13 protein-coding genes are annotated in these 15,080 nt (G+C 65.3%); 7 read left to right on the forward strand and 6 right to left on the reverse strand.

All coding sequences use genetic code 11. The features are described 5' to 3' along the window. Window positions 1–95: 95 nt before the first annotated feature. The 5 genes from AC3A6M_RS15450 to AC3A6M_RS15470 are packed head-to-tail and all read left to right on the forward strand — an operon-like array spanning window position 96 to window position 5,017. Window positions 96–494 carry a hypothetical protein gene (locus AC3A6M_RS15450; protein WP_487853604.1) on the forward strand — a complete coding sequence of 133 codons (399 nt, stop codon included), beginning with the start codon at window positions 96–98 and terminating at the stop codon, window positions 492–494. A 9-nt stretch (window positions 495–503) separates the two neighbouring features. Further along, on the forward strand, window positions 504–1,628 hold the full coding sequence (locus tag AC3A6M_RS15455; RefSeq protein WP_487853605.1) for a M14 family metallopeptidase: 1,125 nt from the start codon (window positions 504–506) through the stop codon (window positions 1,626–1,628). Window positions 1,629–1,635: 7 nt separating this feature from the next. Then, on the forward strand, window positions 1,636–2,112 hold the full coding sequence (locus tag AC3A6M_RS15460; RefSeq protein WP_487853606.1) for a CYTH domain-containing protein: 477 nt from the start codon (window positions 1,636–1,638) through the stop codon (window positions 2,110–2,112). Beyond that, entirely contained in the window at window positions 2,109–3,266 is a 1,158-nt protein-coding gene (locus AC3A6M_RS15465; RefSeq protein WP_487853607.1) for a serine hydrolase domain-containing protein, read from the forward strand. Before AC3A6M_RS15460 ends, AC3A6M_RS15465 begins: the two co-directional genes overlap by 4 nt. A 41-nt stretch (window positions 3,267–3,307) precedes the next feature. Next, window positions 3,308–5,017 carry an FAD-dependent oxidoreductase gene (locus tag AC3A6M_RS15470; protein ID WP_487853608.1) on the forward strand — a complete coding sequence of 570 codons (1,710 nt, stop codon included), beginning with the start codon at window positions 3,308–3,310 and terminating at the stop codon, window positions 5,015–5,017. 193 nt (window positions 5,018–5,210) lie between these two features. Here AC3A6M_RS15470 and AC3A6M_RS15475 read toward each other — a convergent pair whose 3' ends face one another. Then, window positions 5,211–6,458, reverse strand: a complete 1,248-nt coding sequence (locus AC3A6M_RS15475; RefSeq protein WP_487853609.1) for a DUF2863 family protein — start codon at window positions 6,456–6,458, stop codon at window positions 5,211–5,213. Between the two features lie 252 nt (window positions 6,459–6,710). On the opposite strand from AC3A6M_RS15475, the gene AC3A6M_RS15480 reads away from it, so the two are divergent. Together AC3A6M_RS15480 and AC3A6M_RS15485 are read left to right on the forward strand one after the other, a co-directional pair. Beyond that, the gene (locus AC3A6M_RS15480) at window positions 6,711–9,041 is read left to right on the forward strand and encodes a TonB-dependent receptor (RefSeq protein WP_487853610.1); all 2,331 of its coding nucleotides are present in this window, start codon (window positions 6,711–6,713) and stop codon (window positions 9,039–9,041) included. Between the two features lie 8 nt (window positions 9,042–9,049). Next, complete coding sequence (locus tag AC3A6M_RS15485; protein ID WP_487853611.1) at window positions 9,050–9,727, forward strand: Fe2+-dependent dioxygenase; 678 nt, start codon at window positions 9,050–9,052, stop codon at window positions 9,725–9,727. Here the strand turns inward: AC3A6M_RS15485 and AC3A6M_RS15490 are convergent. The 5 genes from AC3A6M_RS15490 to AC3A6M_RS15510 all read right to left on the reverse strand — a co-directional run bounded on the left by AC3A6M_RS15490 (window position 9,681) and on the right by AC3A6M_RS15510 (window position 15,061). Next, on the reverse strand, window positions 9,681–9,926 hold the full coding sequence (locus AC3A6M_RS15490) for a hypothetical protein (protein WP_487853612.1): 246 nt from the start codon (window positions 9,924–9,926) through the stop codon (window positions 9,681–9,683). The genes AC3A6M_RS15485 and AC3A6M_RS15490 overlap by 47 nt on opposite strands. A 51-nt stretch (window positions 9,927–9,977) precedes the next feature. Further along, entirely contained in the window at window positions 9,978–10,604 is a 627-nt protein-coding gene (locus AC3A6M_RS15495) for a class I SAM-dependent methyltransferase (protein WP_487853613.1), read from the reverse strand. A gap of 183 nt (window positions 10,605–10,787) precedes the next feature. After that, complete coding sequence (gene acnA / locus AC3A6M_RS15500) at window positions 10,788–13,496, reverse strand: aconitate hydratase AcnA (RefSeq protein ID WP_487853614.1); 2,709 nt, start codon at window positions 13,494–13,496, stop codon at window positions 10,788–10,790. 39 nt (window positions 13,497–13,535) lie between these two features. Further along, entirely contained in the window at window positions 13,536–14,060 is a 525-nt protein-coding gene (locus tag AC3A6M_RS15505; RefSeq protein WP_487853615.1) for a hypothetical protein, read from the reverse strand. Beyond that, window positions 14,060–15,061 carry an HpcH/HpaI aldolase/citrate lyase family protein gene (locus tag AC3A6M_RS15510; RefSeq protein WP_487853616.1) on the reverse strand — a complete coding sequence of 334 codons (1,002 nt, stop codon included), beginning with the start codon at window positions 15,059–15,061 and terminating at the stop codon, window positions 14,060–14,062. Before AC3A6M_RS15510 ends, AC3A6M_RS15505 begins: the two co-directional genes overlap by 1 nt. Window positions 15,062–15,080 lie beyond the last annotated feature (19 nt).

The raw sequence follows: 15,080 nt of genomic DNA on the forward strand, positions 1-15,080 counted from the left end.
CGCGAGCTCCCCGTTTTGTTTTTCTTTCACACAATTCGCGTATGGGATGCGGTAGAATCGCTGCGCCTTTTTGTCCAATCTCATAGGGAGTTGTCGTGAAATCTGCGGTCATCCGTCAAGTCAAGAGCATGGCCATGTCGTGCGACCGGGTCGGTAACCTGTTGCTGGCCAAGTTCTCCGCACAGGGTGCAAGTGACATCTGCGTCGTCATCCCGGCCTCGATCGTGTTCTTCCTGCTCAAGAACCTGCCGGTCAATCAGGATCCCACCCTGCAGGCGCCGGCGGCACCGCCGCAGATCACCCAGTGGGACTGGGACAATCCGAACCACCCGCGCGCCTTCACCGTCAATTGCAAGGTCCTGCCGGGTAAAATCAGCATGACCTTCAACCTCGACATGAAGCCCGACCTGACCCTGGTCCTGGATCGCGCCAATGTCGAACTGATGCGCCAGATCCTGCACGCCTACAGCAAGGACCTGATCGACCTCGAATAAGGAGTAGCCATGCCCATCAAGATCAGCCAGCACTTCGATTCCGGCGCCATCGAGGTCGTGAATGCCGACAATCCGCGGAGAATCGACCTGAACCTGCGCAAGGATTCGCACGCCGACATCCACCAGTGGTTCCACTTCCGCCTGCAGGGCGCGCGCGGCCAGGCCTGCACCATCCGCTTCCTGAACGCCGGCCAGGCGACCTACCCGAAGGGCTTCGAAGGCTACCAGGTGGCCGCCAGCTACGACACCGAGAACTGGTTCCGCGTGCCGACCAGCTTCGACGGCCAGGTGATGACCGTCAACCACACGCCGGAACTGGACAGCATCTATTACGCCTACTTCGAGCCCTACACCTGGGAGCGCCACCTGCGCCTGCTGGGCGAGGTGGCCGAGAACCCGATCGCGCGCGTGCACGACATCGGCACCACGGTCGACGGCCGCGACATGAACCTGGTCGTGGTCGGCAATCCGGACGCCGAAAAGAAGATCTGGGTGATCGCACGCCAGCATCCGGGCGAGACGATGGCCGAGTGGTTCATCGAGGGCATGATGGATGCGCTGCTGGACAATTCGAACCCGGTCTCGCGCAAGCTGCTGCAGCGCGCCGTGTTCTACATCGTGCCGAACATGAACCCGGACGGCTCGGTGCGCGGCAACCTGCGCACCAACGCGGCCGGCGCCAACCTGAACCGCGAGTGGATGAGCCCGTCGCCCGAGCGCAGCCCGGAAGTGCTGTGCGTGAAGCGCAAGATCGAGGAAACCGGCGTCGCCATGTTCTTCGACATCCACGGCGACGAAGCGCTGCCGTACAACTTCGTGGCCGGCAGCGAGATGCTGACCGACTTCACGCCCGAGCGCCTGGCGAGCCAGAACGCCTTCATCGAGCGCTACATGGCGTCGAGTCCGGATTTTCAAAATGTCTACGGCTACGCGGCCAGCAAGTACAACGACGAGCTGCTGACCCTGGCCTCGAAGTACATCGGCCACACCTACAAGTGCCTGTCGCTGACCCTGGAGATGCCGTTCAAGGACAACGCCAACCTGCCCGACCCGCACACCGGCTGGAACGGCGCGCGCAGCAGCGCCCTGGGCGCGGCGATGCTGCAGCCGATCCTGCTGTCGCTCGACGACTGAGTCCGTCATGGGTGTCGAGATCGAACGCAAGTTCCTTCCAGCCAGTGACGGCTGGAAGGGACTCGGCCAGCCCACCCTGATGCGCCAGGGCTACCTGGTGGCCGACCCGGTGCGCACCGTGCGCGTGCGCATCGAGGGCCAGCGGGCCGTCATCACGATCAAGAGCAAGAGCACCGGCGCCAGCCGCGGCGAGTGGGAATACGAGATTCCCGTGCCCGATGCGGCCGAGCTGCTCGACCGCCTGTGCGAACAGCCGCTGGTCGAGAAGGTCCGCCACCGCATCGATTACGCCGGCCACACCTGGGAAGTCGACGAGTTCCAGGGCGAGAACGCGGGCCTGGTGGTGGCCGAGATCGAGCTCGGCAGTGAAGACGAGGCCTTCGACAAACCCGACTGGATCGGCCAGGAAGTGACGGGCGACCCGCGTTACTACAATTCCAGCCTGATCCGGTTCCCATATTCCAAGTGGAAAGACCCTGCATGATGTGTTCGTATGTCTCGGCCCGCCGTACGGTCCTGTCGCTGGCCCTGTGCCTTCCCCTCGCAGTCTTCGCCGCACCTTCCACGAAACCTTACTTCCCGCCGGCCGGCAACTGGGCCCGCCAGTCGCCGCAAGCGCTAGGCATGGACCCGGCCAGGCTGGCGGAGGCCGTCGCCTACGCGAGCGCGCACGAGACCGAGCGCGCGAAGGATTTCTCGGACCAGCGCCAGACCTTCGGCGAACCGCTCGGCTCGCTGCCCACCCGGCGCGGCGCCACCAACGGCGTCGTCGTCTACAAGGGCTATGTCGTGGCCGAGTTCGGCGACACGCACTTCGTCGACCCGACCTATTCGGTGGCGAAGAGCATGCTGTCGACCGTGACCGGGATCGCAGTGCGCGACGGCAGGATCGCCGACCTGGACCAGCCGGTCGGGAAGACCGTGCAGGATGGCGGCTACGCCTCGCCGCACAACGCGACCATCACCTGGAAGCACCACCTGCAACAGGAATCCGAGTGGGAAGGCAGCATGTGGGGCAAGAACGCCGATTTCGTCGGCCATGAAGCCTTCGGCGCCGGCGAGCGCAAGCCGCGCACGCTGGAAGCGCCGGGCCAGCACTACGAGTACAACGACGCCCGCATCAACCGCTTCGCGCTGTCGCTGCTGCGCGTGTTCGGCAAGCCGGTGCCGGAAGTGTTCCAGCAGGAAGTGATGGACCCGATCGGCGCCTCGAACACCTGGAAGTGGGTGCCCTACACCAACAGCTACGTCGAGCTGAACGGCAAGCTGGTGCCGTCGGTGAGCGGCGGTACGCGCTGGGGCGGCGGGATGTGGATCGATTCCTGGGACATGGCGCGCTTCGGCTACCTGTGGCTGCGCGGCGGCGCCTGGAATGGCAAGCAGATCGTGCCGGCCGACTACGTGAAGGCGGCCCTCAGCCCGAGCGAGCACGGGCCCGACTACGGCTACCTGTGGTGGCTCAACACCAGGGGCAAGAACCTGCCGGGCCTGCCCGCCACCGCCTTCGCGGCGCTGGGCGCGGGCAGCAACGACATCGTCGTGTCGCCCGAGCACGACCTCGTCATCGTGTGGCGCTGGCATGCCGGCAATCCGGCCGAGTTTGCCAAGCGCGTGATCGCCGCGATCCGGCAAAAATAGCGTAGATTGTCGGGCATGATCCTCATCGCGAGGCGCCCATCATGCCCGACCAGTTTCCCGCCTTCGGTCCCGACGCGTTCGGGGCCGACCCCGAAGCCCGTTCCGCGGTCGACCTCGCGACCCGGGGCCACCAGATCTTTCCCGTCCTGAGCGAAGACGACCTGCGCCGCATCCGCCGTTTCGGCGTCCTGCGCCGCTGGCACGACGGCGAGTGCGTGTTCCGCGCCTGCGTCGACTCGCCCGGCATGGTCGTGGTGCTGGAAGGCCACCTGGTGTGCAGCCGCGGCGATGCGCTCGGCAAGCGGGTCGAGGTGGTCGAGTACGGGCCGGGCCAGTTCAGCGGCGAAGTGTCGCAGCTGTCCGGCCGGCCGCCGCTGGTGGACGGGATGGCGGTCGGCGAGCTGGACGCACTGGTGCTGGACGCCGCCTCGATCCGCGCCCTGTTGATGGCCGAAGCCGAGCTGGGCGAGCGCCTGATGCGCGCCTTCATCCTGCGCCGCGTGCTCTTGATCAGCGGCCATCCTGGCGGCCCGATCCTGATCGGCCCGCCCGCGCATGCGGGCCTGTTCGAGCTCGAGAACTTCCTGTCCCGGAACGCCTATCCCTATACGCGGCGCGATCCGGGCACGGACCCCGAGGCGGCGCAGCTGGTGCGCGAGCATTGGCACGCTGCGTCCGACTGGCCGCTGGTGGCGCTGCCGGATGGTTTCGTGCTGCGCAATCCGAGCCTGGTGGAGCTGGGCCGCTGCCTCGGCACCTTGCCGCGCATCGACCGCGGCAAGGTCTACGACGTGCTGGTGGTGGGCGCCGGCCCGGCCGGCCTGGCGACCGCCGTGTACGCGGCCTCCGAAGGCCTCTCGGTGATGGTGCTGGACCAGCGCGCCTACGGCGGCCAGGCCGGGGCCAGCGCGCGGATCGAGAATTTCCTCGGCTTCCCGACCGGCATCTCAGGCCGCGCGCTGGCCGGGCGCTCCTATGTGCAGGCGATCAAGTTCGGCGCCGAAATCGCGATCCCGGCCCAGGCCCGGCGCCTGCTGTGCCACGAGCGGCCGCTGAAAGTGGAGCTCGAGGACGGCACCTGCCTGCGCGCCAACACCGTGGTGCTGGCGTCCGGCGCGCGCTACCGCAAGCCGGACCTGCCGGACCTCGGACGCTACGAAGGACGCGGCGTGTATTACTGGGCCTCGCCGGTAGAGGCCAGCCTGTGCCGCAGCCAGCCGGTGCTGCTGGTCGGCGGCGGCAACTCGGCAGGGCAGGCCGCCGTCTTCCTGGCGGCCCATGCCTCGGTGGTGCACCTGATGGTGCGCCGTGCCGGGCTGGAGGAGACCATGTCCAGCTACCTGATCGAGCGCATCGCGGCCACGCCCAACATCGTGCTGCACACGCGCATCGAACCGGCCGCGCTCGACGGCGATGACGGCGGCCTGAGCCGGGTGCGCTGCCGCGGCATTCCGGACGGCAGGGAGGCCGGCTTCGAGACGCGCCATCTGTTCCTGTTCGTCGGCGCCGACCCGAACAGCGACTGGCTGCACGAATGCGGGGTGGCGCTGGACGACAAGGGATTCGTGCTGACCGGCTTCGAAGCGGGCCGCGAGCACCACGGGCGCGCGCTGGAGACCAGCGTGGATGGAGTGTTCGCGGTGGGAGATCTACGGGCCGGCTCGACCAAGCGGGTGGCGGCGGCTGCGGGGGAGGGGGCGGCGGCGGTGGCGCAGATCCATGCCTGGCTGGCCGAGCGGGATCGTGTGTAAAAACGGCAGCATGAAAACGTCGTCCCCGCGGAGGTGGGGACCCAAGTTTGGCTAGCGCACCGGTAACGCACGCAGAACCTGGATCCCCGCCTGCGCGGGGACGACGGAGTGATAAGCCGCGGGGACGACGGAGTGATACGCCGCGGGGACGACGGAGTGATAAGCCGCGGAGACGACGTGTTTGAGCTAACGCTCAGTGGAAATGCTCATTCCCCGCCGGCGTATCCTCCGGCATCTCCGCATGCACCAGCTCGCCGCTCGGGTCGGCGAACAGCGGGGCGCCGCAGTCGTCGCAATATTCCGCGACGTAGCGCTCGGCGATGCGCTTGACGTGGGTGATGCCCATCTCGTTCAGTTGCTTGACGATCTCGTCGATCGGGGCCGGCGGGCGGCCGCCATGCACCGGGCCTTCCATCGGCGTGCCTTCCTCGTCTTCCTGGCCATACAGCGGCCAGACGATGCCATACACCACGTCCGATGACTGGCGCAGGGTGAAGCCGACGCGGTATTCGTCGACCTGGCTGTCGTTCACCTCGTCGCCGAAGCCGGCGATCACGGCGCGCAGGTCGCCCGGCTCGACGCCGAGGGTGTAGGTGAGATAGTGCACCGCGGCGCGTACCGAGACCGGGCGGATCAGCTTGTCCGCCTCGCGGCAGGCGACGTAATAGGCTTCCGGCAGCAGCAGTTCGGTGCCGCAGCCCGGCAGCAGGCGCGCGACGTTGGGACCGGCCTGGGCGCGCCACTGTTCCAGCGCCACCTCGCGTTCGGCTTCGAAATTGATGTGGTGCTGCGGTTCCTGCCAGCGGAACAGCGGGGCGCCGACCGGAGCGATGACGGCCACCAGCAGGTAGCGGGTGTCGGCCAGGAACTGAGAAGCGTCCGGACCGGGCGCGGCCGGCTTCACGGTCGAGCCCTTGTGGGCGGCCTGGGCCAGCTTGTGGGTCAGGCCATAGGTTTCGGCGTGGGTGCGCGGCAACTGGTCGAGCGAGTACAGGGTCGGCGCCATCGCCATGCGGGCGCCGTCGGCCAGCAGGTGGGCGGAGAAGTGGGCGGACAGCGTGCCCAGGATCTCGTTCGGGATGGTGCCCGAGGCGATCGAGAAGCGGGTCCAGGCCAGGATCGGCGCCGCGACCAGCAGCGCCTGCCAGGTGACTTCGCCGGTATCAAGCTGTTCCGTCATGGTCGAGGATTCGCTGACCGCTTCGACGCTGTCCATCAGTACGTCGTAGACGGCGAGGTCGCCCTTGAACAGCACGTTCAGCGCGGCATCGATGCTTTCCTGGTGGTTGGTCTTGAGCAGCTTCTGCAGCTGCGAGTCGAGATTGCGCTCCCAGGTCCTTTCTTCAACGCGGCTGGCGGCCTGCACGATGGCTTGGCTGACGCTGACTAGACGCTGGCTTTCTGCCGATAGTTTGGGTGAGTCTTTGGAGGAGCGGCGCATAGTAGGTAAATGAATGTGGATCGGTGGTGCAGGGGGCCATGATAAACCCTTATCCCCGGTATTGTAGTTGATTCGGCCACATGCCTGTAACACAGGCAAGTTCGGCGGCAGGCCTGCCGGTCAGGACGATGGACGCCCGGGGAACGATTTGCTCATCCGTCTTGTCAAACAGGTCAACACGAATCATAATGCGAATCGTTCTCATTTATTTTTCGAATCCGCCCTGCAAAAAAGGGGCCAGGCGCCGACACCATGACCATGACCACACCGCAGCAAGCATCCTTCATCAAGAGCCGCAAGCACGCGGCGCATCGCCGTTCCGCCCTGCCGACGCCCGCGCCCGCCCTGGCGCTGACGATGCTGGCCACGCTGGGCATGCCGGCCGCCCACGCCGCGCCGGACAATGACATCGACCAGAACGTCCCGATGGTGCAGGTGACGGGCGCCAACCAGGCGCCGGTGTCGGCCAACACCAAGTTCACCGCACCGCTGCTGGATACGCCGAAGTCGGTGACGGTGGTGTCGGCCGACGTGATCTCGCAGACCGGCGCCGTGTCCCTGACGGATGCGCTGCGCACGGTGCCTGGCATCACCATCGGCGCGGGCGAGGGCGGCAACCCGGTCGGCGACAACCTGTTCATCCGCGGCTACAACGCCCAGACCGACACCTATATCGACGGCATCCGCGACGCCGGCTCGCAATCGCGCGAGGTGTTCAACCTGGAGCAGGTCGAAGTGGTGAAGGGCCCGAACTCGGCCTACGGCGGCCGTTCCTCGGCGGGTGGCGGGGTCAACCTGGTCAGCAAGACCGCCCAGGCCTACGACTTCAACAGCGCCTCGGTCGGCATCGGCAGCGACAAGTACCGCCGCATCACTGGCGACGTCAATCGTGTACTTGGCAACGGCGTCGGCAGCAACAGCGCCTTCCGCCTGAACGTGATGGCGCACGAGAACGACGCGCCAGGCCGCAAGGTAGTCGGCGGCAATCGCTGGGGCGTGGCGCCCACCGTGACCTTCGGCCTGAACGGCCCGGACCGCGCCATCGTCAGCCTCTACCACCTGACCTCGCATGAGATCCCGGATACCGGCATCCCGTTCAACAACCCGGTCACGACCGGCGCCGATGTGGCGAAGAACGGCAACGGCACCCCGTTCGCCGTCGACCGCGAGACTTTCTACGGCCTGGCCAACCGCGACTTCCGCGACACGAAAAGCGACGTCGGCACCATCGACCTGCGCCACGAATTCAGTCCCAGGCTCTCGCTGCGCAACGTGACCCGCTACGGCAAGTCGAACAACGACTACGTCTGGACCCAGCCCGACGATTCGAAGGGCAACACCGTCCGCTACGGCACCGTCTGGCGCCGTGCGAACACCCGCGATACCGAGACCCGCACCTTCGCCAACGTCACCAGCCTGACGGGCGAGCTGGCGGCCGCCGGCCTGAAGCACAGCTTCAACGCCGGCGTCGAATTCGACCGCGAGACGACCGACCGCAGCACCTGGCTGTTCACCCCGGGCACCAACAACCCGCTGACCGGCACCTTCACCTGCCCGACCTCGGGCGCGGCCACGCTGTACAACTGCACCACCCTGGTCAACCCGAATCCCTACGACCCGTGGGTCTATACCCGCAGCCTGTCGGGCGCGCTGACCCATGTGACGACCAAGACCAGGGCCGTCTATGCCTTCGACACGATCGAGATCAACCCGCAGTGGCTGCTGAACCTGGGCCTGCGCTGGGACGATTTCCAGAGCACGCTGGACACGCGGCCGACCGCCACCACGGCCGCGGTCCACGCCGTGGTCGACAAGAACTTCGCCAGCACCCAGGCCGGCATCGTCTACAAACCGTCGAAGAACGGCAGCATCTACCTGTCCTACGCCAGCTCGGCGACCCCGCCGGGCAACGACGGCGGCGACGGCCTGGATGCGCTGACCGTGGCGGTCCAGAACCTGCAGCCCCAGCGCAGCCGCAACATCGAGCTGGGCAGCAAGTGGGACCTGCTGCCGGGCGGCCGCCTGTCCGTCACCGGCGCGCTGTTCAAGAGCACCATGAACAATGCCCGCGTCACCTCGCCGGACGGCACCGCCCAGAACGTCGGCCGCAAGCAGGTGCAGGGCGTGGAACTGGGCTTCTCGGGCAAGATCACGCCAAGCTGGACCGTGTTCGGCGGCTACACCTGGCTGGACGCCGAGATCGCCGACAACGGCTACGTGAACACCGGCACCACGGCCAGCCCGGTCTGGACCCCGTCGCCGTTCAACGGCAACCGCTTCCCCGCCACGCCGAAGAACAGCGCCTCGCTGTGGACCAGCTACGCCTTCAGCAAGGACTTCACCGCCGGCTTCGGCGTGAGCGCGATGTCGAAGGTGTATGCGAACGTGAACAACAACAAGTATGTGCCGGGCTATGCGCGCTTCGATGCAATGGCCAGCTATGCCCTGGACAAGGACATCTCGCTGCAGCTGAACCTGCAGAACCTGGCGGACAAGCTGTACTTCGACAAGGTTTCTTCGCCGCACTACGCCGGCGTGGCGCCGGGACGTTCGGCGACCCTGACCGCCAACTTCAAGTTCTGAGACTGGCGATGATGCTGCATATCCCTGGCGTGCTCACGCCGGAACAAGTGAAGGCGATGCGGGAGCGGCTGGCCGCCACCGACTGGATCGACGGCCGCGCCAGCGTCGGCAGCCAGGGCGCGCAGGTCAAGCGCAACCGCCAGCTGGCGGAAGGATCGCCGCTGGCGCTGGAGCTGGGGCAGGCCGTCAGCACGGCCTTGATGGCGAACCCGCTGTTCTTTTCCAGCGTGCTGCCGCTGCGCATCCTGCCGCCGTTCTTCAACAGCTACGCCGGCGGCGAGCACTACGGCCCGCACGTGGACGGCGCCATCCGCGCCCAGCGCAACGGCCCGGCGCTGCGCACCGACGTCTCCTGCACGGTGTTCCTGTCGGATCCCGACGAGTACGAAGGAGGGGAGCTGGCCGTCATCGATTCCTACGGCACGCACGAAGTGAAACTGCCGGCCGGCGATGCGATCGTCTATCCGGCGACCAGCATCCACGAGGTGCGGCCGGTGACGCGCGGCGAGCGCGTGGCGTCCTTCCTGTGGGTGCAGAGCATGGTGCGGGACGACTGGAAGAGGGCGATGCTGTACGAGCTGGATGGAAATATCCAGGCGCTACGGGCGAAATTCGGGGATGGGCCCGAGCTGGTCGGGCTCACCGGACACTATCATAACCTGCTGCGCCAGTGGGCGGACACCTGAGGGCACGCTCGACTAGTTCTTCATCGGTGAGCGGATCGAGGCACTCGAACAGCAGCCACTGCGCGTGCACGGGATCCGGGCAGCCGGCGCAAAAGGCGGCAACCACCCCGTCGAACTCCGCTTCCGACAGCGCATCCGCTTTCGATGGCGTGATGCTGTCCAGAAGCTCGAGCAGCTGTTGTTTGTTGAGTTTTCCCATCGTTGCCGCTCAGGCATTGTGCATATAAATCTATTGTACAAATATTTCGGCTCAGCGCGTGTGCCGATTTGCAGTCGACCCGTACAGGAAAATAGTCCAGCGTATATCGGGAAAGACCGAAGATGCCTGGCTGTCCAGCGCAATCCGGGAAAAACCGAGGGCTTTCAATATCGCGCTGATCAAGGCGGGAGAGTGATTCCGGAAAAAGCGGCCATCTCGATCGCGCTCATCCTCGAGCAAGTCGGGACGCATGGATGGCAAGGAAAAAAGTAGCCGCCCTTCCGGCTTCAACACCTTGCGCATCGATTCCAGTGAACCTGGCAGCTGCACCTCGGGAACATGCATCAGGACCGCACTGCATACGATGCCGTCGAATTGGCCGCCGAACGGGTTGCCGGGTAGGGGCAGCGAACCGGGCTTCAACCGCGCCTTCAGCTCCGGATGGTTTTGAACGGCAAACGCCCGCATCGAATCATTGGGTTCGATGCCGTAGGCGTCGAAGCCTTTTTGGCGCAGCAGCGCCAGGTCCCGGCCCGAACCCGATCCAATATCCAGTACCTTGCTGCCTCCATCGAAAGCAAGCTCGAAATATGTCGAGATAGCGCTTGCCTGCGCTTCTGCGCGAATCGCACCATTCTCCGCGTATTGCGTGTAGAAAGCCGTGGTTGCGCTGTCCATGTCAGGGTTGTCTGTCCGCGAATCTTGCGGCTCATTATACGGTTGGCAGGTATCAGGGCGAGCGCAATGAAAAAGGCCGAAACCTTTGCGGGTTTCGGCCTTCTTTTGCGTTTGCGGCGGGCAGCTTTATTGGCGGACCACCGGGGTCAGAGTCCTAACGGAAAAACCGGACTCTGACCCCTCTTACGCAGCCAGCAGCTGGCGCAGCACGAACGGCAGGATGCCGCCATGCTTGTAGTAATCGACTTCGATCGGGGTGTCGATACGCAGCAGCACTTGCGTCTCTTTCACAGAGCCGTCGGCGCGGTGGATCACCAGGGTTGCCTGCATCTGCGGGCGGATCTCGCCTTCCAGGCCCTTCAGGTCGTAGGTTTCGTTGCCGGTGATGCCCAGGGTTTCGACGCTGTCGTCGCCCAGGAACTGCAGCGGCAGCACGCCCATGCCGACCAGGTTGGAACGGTGGATACGCTCGAACGAACGGGCGATCACGGCCTTCACGCCCAGCAGCTGGGTGCCCTTGGCGGCCCAGTCGCGCGAGGAGCCGGTGCCGTACTCTTCGCCGGCGAAGATCATCGTCGGGGTGCCTTCCGAGATGTACTTCATCGCCGCGTCGTAGATCGACAGCTGTTCGCCGCTCGGCTGGTGGATGGTGATGCCGCCTTCGACTGCGGAACCGTCGGCCTTCGGCGGGATCATCTTGTTCTTGATGCGGACGTTCGCGAAGGTGCCGCGCATCATGATCTCGTGGTTACCGCGGCGCGAGCCGTAGGAGTTGAAGTCGGCCTTGATCACGCCGTGGTCCTTCAGCCACTTGCCTGCCGGGCCGTCTTCCTTGATCGAACCGGCCGGGGAGATGTGGTCGGTGGTGATCGAGTCGCCGAACACGCCCAGTGCGCGTGCGTTGGCGATGCCTGCGGAAGCGGCTTTCGGGGTCATCTCGAAGTCGGCGAAGAACGGCGGTTCGGCGATGTAGGTCGATTCCGGCCAGTTGTAGACCTGACCTGCGACCGACGACACGGCTTCCCACAACTGGCCCGGGTTGCCCTTGACGTCGGCGTAGTTGGCCTTGAAGACGTCCGAGTTCATCGCGAACTTCATCAGGTCCTGCACTTCCTGCGAAGTCGGCCAGATGTCGCCCAGGTAGACGTCGACGCCGTCCGAACCCTTGCCGACCGGCTCGCTCATCAGGTCCTTGTTGACGTTGCCGGCGATCGCATAGGCGACGACCAGCGGCGGCGAGGCCAGGAAGTTCGAACGGATGTTCGGGTGGATACGTGCTTCGAAGTTACGGTTGCCCGACAGGACCGCGGCGGCGATGATGTCGTTCTGGGTGATCGCGGCATTCAGTTCCGGGGTCAGGTCGCCGGCGTTGCCGATGCAGGTGGTGCAGCCGTAAGCGGTGACGCCGAAGCCCAGTTTTTCCAGGTACGGCAGCAGGCCGGCGGCTTGCAGGTACTCGGTAACGACGCGCGAGCCCGGAGCCAGCGAGGTCTTGATGTGCGGAGCGACGGTCAGGCCCTTCTCGGCGGCCTTCTTGGCCAGCAGGCCGGCGGCCAGCAGCACGCTCGGGTTCGAGGTGTTGGTGCAGGAGGTGATGGCGGCGATCAGGATGTCGCCGTTCTTCACGCGCACGCCGTTGGTGGTCTCGTAGACCTTGTTCAGGTCGTCCGGCGACTTGTTGAAGCCGTTCGCGGTGGTCGGCTTCGAGAACAGGTCGGTGAAGGTCGACTTCATGGCGCCCAGTTCGATACGGTCTTGCGGACGCTTCGGGCCGGCCAGCGACGGGGTCACGGTCGACAGGTCGAGCGACACCACGCGGGTGTAGTCGATCTCGCCTTCGCGCGGGATGCCGAACAGCTGCTGGGCCTTGAAGTAGTTTTCGAAGGCAGCCAGTTCTTCTTCGGTACGGCCGGTGCCGCGGAAGTAGTCGACGGTCTTTTCGTCGACCGGGAAGAAGCCCATGGTCGCGCCGTATTCCGGCGCCATGTTGCCGATGGTCGCGCGGTCGGTGGTCGACAGCGAGGCGGTGCCTTCGCCGAAGAATTCCACGAACTTGCCGACGACCTTCTCTTTACGCAGCATTTCGGTGATGGTCAGCACCAGGTCGGTCGCGGTGCAGCCTTCGCGCAGCGAGCCGGTCAGGTTCACGCCGATCACGTCCGGGGTCAGGAAGTAGACCGGCTGGCCCAGCATGCCCGCTTCCGCTTCGATGCCGCCGACGCCCCAGCCGACGACGCCGACGCCGTTGATCATGGTGGTGTGCGAGTCGGTGCCGACCAGGGTGTCCGGGTAGTACATGCCGCCGCTCTTCATCACGCCGCGCGCCAGGTACTCGAGGTTGACCTGGTGGACGATGCCGAAGCCCGGAGGAACGACGCCGAAGGTGTCGAAGGCCTGCATGCCCCACTTCATGAACTGGTAGCGCTCGTTATTGCGCTGGAACTCGAGCTTCATGTTCAGGTCGAGCGAATCCGGGGTGCGGAAGTGGTCGATGGTGACCGAGTGGTCGACCACCAGGTCCACCGGGACCAGCGGCTCGATCTTCTTGGCGTTCGCGCCCATCTTGTAGGCGACGTTGCGCATGGCGGCCAGGTCGGCCAGCAGCGGCACGCCGGTGAAGTCCTGCAGCACGACGCGCGCGACGACGAAGGGGATCTCTTCGGTGCGGGCAGCGGTCGGACCCCAATTCGCCAGCTGGCGGACGTGTTCTTCGGTGACCTTCTTGCCGTCGCAGTTACGCAGCACGGACTCGAGGACGATACGGATCGACACCGGCAGGCGCGACAGGTTCACGCCGAGGGATTCGCCCAGCGCCGGCAGCGAGTAAAACTGGCCGGTCTGGCCCGCGAGAAGCGGGAATTCCTTCAGCGTGTTCAAAGTGTTGTGAGACATGAGCTCTCCTTCGTTAGGGACTACTTGTTATCCGGGAAATCAGCTTTTTGCAGTAGCAGGCGCAGCCGCCACCAGCGGCTTGGCCTGTTCGGCGTTCTTGCATTCGTTGGCCAGCTGGCGGTTCTGCTTCGAGTCGAGCAGGATGCCCTTCGACGGGATGCCGATCCAGATCAGCCCGAACCTGGTATTCTCGAAACGCAGCGCGCCGGTGGTGGTGCCCACGCGCGTCAGGCGGTGCAGGCGGTTCTTCCAGCGCAGGGCGATGTGGCCGTCATCCTTTTCGTTGGTGTAGATGGTGACCTTGTTGTTCAGTTCGCACGCGTAGTCGGCGACGACGGTGTCGGTGATGTCCGGTTCGGGTTCGTCGTCCGCGACTTCCTGCTTCGCTTCTTCTTTTTTCGACTTCTTGGCTTTTTTCGCCTTTTCCTTCAGGACCTTGGTCGCTTTCGGGTGCGATTCGTGTTCGGCGGAGCTGGCTGCAGCGGCGGATGCCGGCGCGCAAACGGCGGCGGCCGCGAGCGCGACGGCGCAGGCGGCGGTGAGTTGTTTCAGGGTGATGGCCATCAGATGGATTCCGGTTGGTTGACGATTGCCGCCGCGGCATCTGGCAGCGCAAGGCCGGCCAGCTTCGCGCGCTGCAACACCGCCCAATAATATCGGTAGCTGGCGCGGTCGTGCAAGCGGCCATGCTGGGCGATCGGCCCCCAATCTGCTGCCATTGCTTCGAGCAGGATGTTGGTTGCTTCGTTGACTTCCGACACGCGCGGGGTGAAGGCCTTGACGATCGGCTTGATCTGGTCAGGGTGGATGCTCCACATGCGGGTGAACCCGAATTCGCCGGCAGCGCGGGTGGCGTCGTTGGCGACCACTGCACTGTCCTTGATATCGGTCGTCACATTATGGGAGGGGACCTTGTCGTGCGCATGACATGCCGCAACCATCTCCAGCTTTGCGCGTACTACGAGGGGGTGGGTAAATTGCCCCGGAGTGCGCATGGCGCTTGCCGGAATCGCGCCATGGTGGGCGGACACGAAGTCCATGATGCCGAACGACAGGCATTCGACCTGGGGCAGGGCGGCGATCGCGTACGCGTCGTGCAGCGCGCCATGGGTCTCGATCAGCACGTGCAGCGGCACCGGCTTGCCGGAGGCGGGACGGCCCGCTTTTTCGGCCGCCGCGTTGACGATCTGTTGCGCGCGCAGCACATCGTCGATGCCGTTCGGCTTCGGCAGCACCACATAAGCGAGCTGCTGCGCCGCGGCGCCGACGATGAGTTCGACGTCCTGCTCGAAGTGTTCGCTGGTCACGTCGTGCAGGCGCGCGCCGATGCGCCGGAAGCGGTTGCCTTCGTCGTTCAGCAGGCTCGCCACCAGGCGGGCGTGGGCCGCTTCATTGCCGGCCGCGGCGCCGTCCTCGCAGTCGAAGGTGATGTCGAACACGGGGCCAAGCTCTTGTTGCAGGGCCATCGACTTGCGCATCAGTTTCTCGCTGCCGGCGTAGTGGTCGCAGGCAGGGAGCAGCAGCGGCTGGCGTTGGCCCTGAAATAAAACCTCGGAAGGATGCATTTGGAGTGACTTATTTACA

The sequence above is a fragment of the Telluria sp. Soil_C_11 genome, from assembly GCF_057657395.1.

What these genes read in the sequence shown, in the direction of transcription:
- AC3A6M_RS15485 (WP_487853611.1), top strand. Translation starts at nt 9,050, where the DNA reads ATGATGCTGCATATCCCTGGCGTGCTCACGCCGGAACAAGTGAAGGCG.
- AC3A6M_RS15490 (WP_487853612.1), bottom strand. Translation starts at nt 9,926, where the DNA reads ATGGGAAAACTCAACAAACAACAGCTGCTCGAGCTTCTGGACAGCATC.
- acnA (WP_487853614.1), bottom strand. Translation starts at nt 13,496, where the DNA reads ATGTCTCACAACACTTTGAACACGCTGAAGGAATTCCCGCTTCTCGCG.
- AC3A6M_RS15465 (WP_487853607.1), top strand. Translation starts at nt 2,109, where the DNA reads ATGATGTGTTCGTATGTCTCGGCCCGCCGTACGGTCCTGTCGCTGGCC.
- AC3A6M_RS15460 (WP_487853606.1), top strand. Translation starts at nt 1,636, where the DNA reads ATGGGTGTCGAGATCGAACGCAAGTTCCTTCCAGCCAGTGACGGCTGG.
- AC3A6M_RS15455 (WP_487853605.1), top strand. Translation starts at nt 504, where the DNA reads ATGCCCATCAAGATCAGCCAGCACTTCGATTCCGGCGCCATCGAGGTC.
- AC3A6M_RS15495 (WP_487853613.1), bottom strand. Translation starts at nt 10,604, where the DNA reads ATGGACAGCGCAACCACGGCTTTCTACACGCAATACGCGGAGAATGGT.
- AC3A6M_RS15480 (WP_487853610.1), top strand. Translation starts at nt 6,711, where the DNA reads ATGACCATGACCACACCGCAGCAAGCATCCTTCATCAAGAGCCGCAAG.
- AC3A6M_RS15475 (WP_487853609.1), bottom strand. Translation starts at nt 6,458, where the DNA reads ATGCGCCGCTCCTCCAAAGACTCACCCAAACTATCGGCAGAAAGCCAG.
- AC3A6M_RS15510 (WP_487853616.1), bottom strand. Translation starts at nt 15,061, where the DNA reads ATGCATCCTTCCGAGGTTTTATTTCAGGGCCAACGCCAGCCGCTGCTG.
- AC3A6M_RS15470 (WP_487853608.1), top strand. Translation starts at nt 3,308, where the DNA reads ATGCCCGACCAGTTTCCCGCCTTCGGTCCCGACGCGTTCGGGGCCGAC.
- AC3A6M_RS15505 (WP_487853615.1), bottom strand. Translation starts at nt 14,060, where the DNA reads ATGGCCATCACCCTGAAACAACTCACCGCCGCCTGCGCCGTCGCGCTC.